This window comes from Salinivibrio sp. MA440 (assembly GCF_001996265.1).
Taxonomy (GTDB): Bacteria; Pseudomonadota; Gammaproteobacteria; order Enterobacterales; family Vibrionaceae; genus Salinivibrio; species Salinivibrio costicola.
In genome coordinates this window covers 42,994-48,993 of sequence record NZ_MUFI01000027.1, presented here as the reverse complement: position 1 = coordinate 48,993, position 6,000 = coordinate 42,994, and the positions used below count along the sequence as shown (strand labels likewise).

Sequence of the window (6,000 nt, the reverse complement as noted above, 5' to 3'; positions counted from 1 at the left end):
GTTATACACGCGGTATTATACCGACATCGATCATTTATCTAAAAATAATTATGACAGAATATGCAATTGGTATCGATTTAGGCACCACGCATAGTAGCATTGCCGTATGGAAAGACGATAAACCCATATTAATTCCCAATGCGCTCGGTGAATATTTAACGCCCTCTGTGGTCAGTTACGATAACGGCCATATTTTGGTAGGGAAAGCGGCCTATTATCGTAAATTTACCCATCCTGAATGTACAGTCAGTAGGTTCAAACGATCACTAGGGAGCAGTAAAACGTACCGTTTGGCGGATAAATATTTTAATCCGCGAGAGCTGTGTTCTATTGTTCTTTCTGCATTAAAAAAAGATGCGGAAAGTTATTTAGGTGTTGAGGTGGTCGATGTTGTTGTCTCTGTTCCCGCCTATTTCAACGATCAACAACGGAAAGAAATCAGACTAGCGGCGGATATGGCCGGCCTCAATGCGGCACGATTGATCAATGAGCCAACGGCTGCCGCACTCGCTTATCATGTTGAGCAAAAAGATCACGGGCAGTATCTGGTGTTTGATTTAGGCGGGGGAACATTTGATGTGAGTCTCGTCGAATACACGGCGGGCATCATAAAGGTCCTTGCGTCTTCGGGGAATAATCGACTGGGTGGCGATGATTTTACTGAAGATTTAGTCGATGTAGTATTGGAGCGCGTTGGCGGCGAGCGAGAAACAACTAGCCTAAAAGAGATGCAAACGATCTATGAGGCTTGTGAGAAAGCAAAGACGCATTACAGTAAATCGATGCGTATTGCGTATACCTTTAAAAATGCATGTGGGGCGATAGAAAGAGGTCTATACTTTTCTGAAAACGACCTCGATACGATTTGGCGAAGTACGCTAAGAAAGCTTAAACAGCCTCTCAAACAATCGTTAAAAGATGCGAACGTGCATGTTAGCGAGATTGATGACGTTATCTTTGTCGGAGGCGCAAGTCGACTGCCGCATGTGCAAAAGATGGCAACGCGTCTGTTGAATCGGTTTGGGCCTCGTGATCTTGATCCAGAAACAATTGTTTGTTTAGGAGCGGCGACGCAAGCAGCGTACCGGCTGAAGCATAAAGCTATTGATGATCTCGTCATGACAGACGTGTGTCCATACAGTTTAGGCGTTGCTGCTGAAATCAATGGGCAGTCAGATATTTTTAGTCCTGTTTTGGATAGAAATACCACGGTACCGACTTCTCGTGTGCAACGCTATTACACCAAAGATGATGCCGAAGATGAGATTATCATCTCAATTTATCAAGGTGAGTCTTTTTGGGCCAAAGATAATATCCATATTGATAATATTGCGGTTGATGTATCAAGTTGTTCAGAAAATCACCCCATTGACGTGCGTTTTAGTTACGACGTTAACGGGTTGTTAGCTGTGGATGTTGATGTAGTAGATAAGCCCATTCAGGTTGAAAAAATCATCGATATTAGCCCTGCAGGTATCAGTGAGACGCAGTTAAAAGAGAGTCGAGAAAAGTTAAGTCAACTAAAAGTTCATCCGAGAGATAAGATGGTAAATATTGTTATGCTAAACCAGCTGCATAAGCTTTATGAAGAACAGTTAGGCTATGCCCGAAAATCAATAGAAGGCTTACTTATCTCGTTTGAAGACGCATTGAGCACACAAGATACTCGCTATATTGATAAATCCCGCCAACATATTAGTACAATATTGGCTGACCAATATGATTAAACTAGGTGTAATTTAAAGAAAGGGCACGTCATATACGTGCCCTAATCTTTAATAGCGAGTCAGTATTGGCAAATAAGTAGTAAGAATTGGCAGTGTCTTAACGGTTAAAACTTATACGCAACGCCGGCAGAGATAAAGTCAATGTCGGCTTTATCAATTTCATAGCGCTCTGCTTCTAAACGGAAACGATATTTTCCAAGATCATACATCGCACCAATGCCATAGACGGGATCTTTACCGCTGTCGGAGTAGCTGGCATGCCCGGTAGAAAATGCATTAGACCAATGTGCGCGCTGGGTGTAATCCCATGCATGAAAGCCGAATTTTGCATGAAAAGATAGTTCATTATTCATGGGTATAAAGCCAATGGCTGACAAGCTATAAGTGTCGGCTTCTGCTTCGGCGTTTATGCCTGGTGCGTTGCCATCAATGGTGCCAAGGTCCGAATAACCAAATTCAATCGCTGCATTTTTGTAACGATAACCTGTGTAAAGTTTATAGGCAAAGGCGGTCTTATCAACACTGGCGCCTTGTGATTGGGCTTGATCAAGGATATCCCAATCGACTGACGATTGCCCAGCCTGCACGCCAGCATAGATGTCTTTTATTGGTTTGTGGCGCTTTTGTTCGTCTGTGCTCGCTAATGCTTGAGATGATAAGCAAAGCGCCAAAACAGATAAGGTAAAAATTGTACGCATATCAAACTCCCCTAATATTTGGCGAGGAATTCTATACATCTATATAAAAATAGCAACGCTTCTTATTGACCATTGAGATCCATATTTGATTTTAATTTATCAGCCCAACACTATTGATAGGATAAACTATATGCATTGGCGTCAATATGTGTATTCGCAGTCATCAAACGCTATCACTTGTGTTAAGCAGGCTCTGGTCTTCGCTATCAGTAAGAATTTAGCCAGGAAGGTAGAAATATTAAGTCGGCGATCTGTAGTAGGTAAGCCACTTAGCCTTTTGGTGCTTTTTTATGAGAGGTGTATCTTAGGAGGGGAGATTTAACTATGAAAGATATGGCTGTCAATCATATTCGGCAACAACTTTATTTTTTCCTTCTCTCTTAGCACGATATAACAATGCATCTGCTTCTTCAAGTGCAAGCGTTTGAGTCTTTGTGTTGTAGAAACGTAGACCGACACTTACCGTAACTCGCTCGGGATCCGATAGGAAAAAAGGTGTGCTCTTTTCTATTAGTGTAACAATCTCATGCGCGTAAGCATTGGCTGCGTCGAAACAATCAAATCGAGTAACTACCGCAAATTCTTCTCCACCGATCCGAGCGATTATCTCTCCATTCTTTGATACTCTTTTAAGGATTTCTGCCACATACTGAATCACGCGATCGCCGACATTATGTCCAAAACGATCGTTGATGGCTTTAAAGTTATCTATATCTAGGATTAAGAGACCAACCCGGTCCAAGCCATTAAACTCACTCATCAACTCCCCGAAGTAACGTCTATTTTTTAATCCTGTGAGACTATCAGTAATTGATAATTCTTCCAGCTTTTCGTTTGCTTCTTCTAGCTCTCTCGTCCTTCGGCTGATTGCTATTTTTAAGCTGAATTTATGAGCGAGAAGGGCTATTAGTGTAATGAATATTATAAGAGGTATTAACTCTGCCGGAATATTAGTCATAGTAACAACTCATGGTGTGTAAACGCTTTAAACAAACGTTTATAAACAAACCGTTATTTTGCTTTGAGAATTTTTGTTGACCATAATCTACTCAAAATGCGCCATGTTCAAGTATTAGTAATGTCTCATTATTGAGACATGTGTGTTTTTTGATTTGCATGTTAACCAGTTCTGTGTACAAAATTGTTACGGTTTGTTTCCTATGTGACTTCGTTGTTATGTTAAGGTTAGTGGCAATGCGTCTAATTCTTTAGTATGACTCCTATTGAGAGAATTATAGATTATCAGTTGGGGTCTGTCTATTTATGCAGCACGCTGAAAGTTTGAAGCAGCATGCATTTTAAGAACCCTATGGCGAGAATGAAGAGGCGTTATCCTTCGAGGAACTAGAAAAATCAGTATAGTATAGTAATTACATTAGCGTTCGTGGGATAGGCGCTTATGGTGCGATGTGGTCAACGACTTTGAAATCTACCGATAGAAACGAGCGATGTGAGATCATTATAAGGGTCTATGATAACAGCCGTGTAAAAAGCACGCCTAGACGAACTTCATAGTATTTTTTTAGGTGGAAAGTGTCCGGCCAAGCGTGAGCAAAGCCGAACACTTTTGATAACGAAAAACTATACCATTTCTTTAATGGCTAAGATCTACTAAAGGCTCTGATTTCAGATGGGTTTTTTGTTTTTTCATTATTTTCGCAACATGGTCGACGGCTTGACTGACGTCTGCCGCATTCGTTAACACGGTGTACTCAAGATCGAAATGTTTCTGTTCGCCCGCTTTTATGGTCGGCACAAGGCCTAGCGGCCGTTGGTATTTTGTATTATACGCATAGCTTGTACCGGGCTCTATCCCCGTCACGTAGCCCTGTTTTAATGTGTCAGTGTTTTTCCAAATTGTTAATACTGGGAGCTGATCGGTTTTAAACCGCATCGAAACACCAGAGTCGGCATCTTTATTGTGTAAAACAGCAAGAGAGTTGCCTTCTGGGTCACTAATGGGCTTCAAATTAAATACCATTTCGTCAAAATCTTTTGTTGGCCCTAAATAGGTCTGCCAGTTTTTGAGTCCATCTTTTGCATAATCATTAAATGGAGATATTTCACTTGCTGCGGCATGGACTTTGGCGCCTTTCTCTAGGATGGGTTTACCAAAGTTTGAGTGGTAGATGATTTGATATTCATCGTCGTAATCAGCTTTGTTGGTGAGCGTGTCGTTTATTGAGAAGGAGTTTTCGCCAGGAATGATACTCAAACGTGTTTCTGTCGAAAGGTTTGATTTTTTAAAGGTACTCTCTGCAACAACCCCGGTGACAGTAATTGTATGTGGGGCTTCATCGTCTATTTCGACTTTCACCAATGAAGCGGGAGTGTTTTGAACCCGTCCATGAAGGCTGAGCAATTGCCCATTGTCATCAACACCAGGGTGGCCTGTCCATTCGTAACCACAGCGAACAAGCATTTCGTTGAAACCATCTAACCAGCCAAGACCGTTTCTGCTTTCAAGATCAATAAAAGCTGGATTGACTATCTCTTTGACGGGTGAATCCCATCCAAGAATTCGCTTACCGTCTTTGCGTACCTGATAGATACCCATGCCTCGAGTCGGTACAAGAGTCAGCTCCAATTCACCGTTATCGATGGTGATAATATCCACGCCATTTTGTTTACCTGTATTAAGTCGTTTTTTTTCAATAGAAAAGGGGGCTGTTGTGTTCATTCCTAACTTTTGAGCAGATGTTGTCCACTGGTCCACGTAGGTGTTAGTCGCGCTGTCGGTGAGTACAAACTCTGCTGAAAGGGCGTAAACAGGTGCTAGTAGGGCAACAGTCGCTAGGGTTTTTTTGATTTTCATCGTAGTTCCTCTCTTTTTTATGTTTTGGCTGAATCGTTTCAGCCAAAGGCTACGCTTATTATTTGAACAGGCAAATTGCTGAAAGGGACCTTGTGATTCAGCTCTTTAATTTCTATTGATTGATTTTTAATCATGAGTGCTGACTCACGTTCAGCATGACACGACGGAATTTATCGGTGGAATTTATCGGGACAGGCGAAATTTATCGGGACAGGCACGATACTTTTTCATCATCGGTTCTCGGGATCTTGAATACGGAGCGCTTCGCTTACAGAATACGGGAAAGAGACGAGACGCTTCGCTTCTAGAAACTAGAGACTAAATAGAGCAGATTGCGCTTGCATCGGGGTCTTGCTCTTTCTGTACTTTGTATTCCGTCATCGGTATTCGAGATCTTGAATACAGAGCGCTTCGCTTACAGAATACGGGAAAGAGACGAGACGCTTCGCTTCTAGAAACTAGAGACTAAATAGAGCAGATCGCGCTTGCATCGGGGTCTTGCTTTTTCTGTACTCTGTATTCCGTCATCGGTATTAGAGATCTTGAATACAGAGCGCTTCGCTTACAGAATACGGGAAAGAGACGAGACGCTTCGCTTCTAGAAACTAGAGACTAAATAGAGCAGATCGCGCTTGCATCGGGGTCTTGCTTTTTCTGTACTCTGTATTCCGTCATCGGTATTCGAGATCTTGAATACAGAGCGCTTCGCTTACAGAATACTAGCGTTATCGGGACAGGCACTTTTGGTTAGGCTATTTAG

At 42.1% G+C, this 6,000-nt stretch carries 4 protein-coding genes; 1 reads left to right on the top strand and 3 read right to left on the bottom strand.

What is annotated here, in order from left to right; translation table 11 throughout:
* On the top strand, positions 1-1,727 hold a 1,727-nt coding region (locus BZG80_RS09865), incomplete at its 5' end, for an Hsp70 family protein (protein ID WP_241833894.1).
* Positions 1,728-1,831: 104 nt separating this feature from the next.
* On the opposite strand, the gene BZG80_RS09860 is transcribed toward BZG80_RS09865, so the two are convergent.
* From BZG80_RS09860 to BZG80_RS09850, 3 genes are all read right to left on the bottom strand, one after another.
* Positions 1,832-2,425 (bottom strand): outer membrane beta-barrel protein, encoded by a 594-nt coding sequence (locus tag BZG80_RS09860; protein ID WP_158011545.1) that lies wholly within the window; start codon positions 2,423-2,425, stop codon positions 1,832-1,834.
* Between the two features lie 340 nt (positions 2,426-2,765).
* A complete protein-coding gene (locus BZG80_RS09855) occupies positions 2,766-3,383 on the bottom strand; it encodes a GGDEF domain-containing protein (RefSeq protein ID WP_077679245.1) in 618 nt (205 codons plus the stop codon).
* Positions 3,384-4,019: 636 nt separating this feature from the next.
* Positions 4,020-5,240, bottom strand: a complete 1,221-nt coding sequence (locus tag BZG80_RS09850) for an aldose 1-epimerase family protein (protein WP_077679244.1) — start codon at positions 5,238-5,240, stop codon at positions 4,020-4,022.
* Positions 5,241-6,000: the final 760 nt, after the last annotated feature.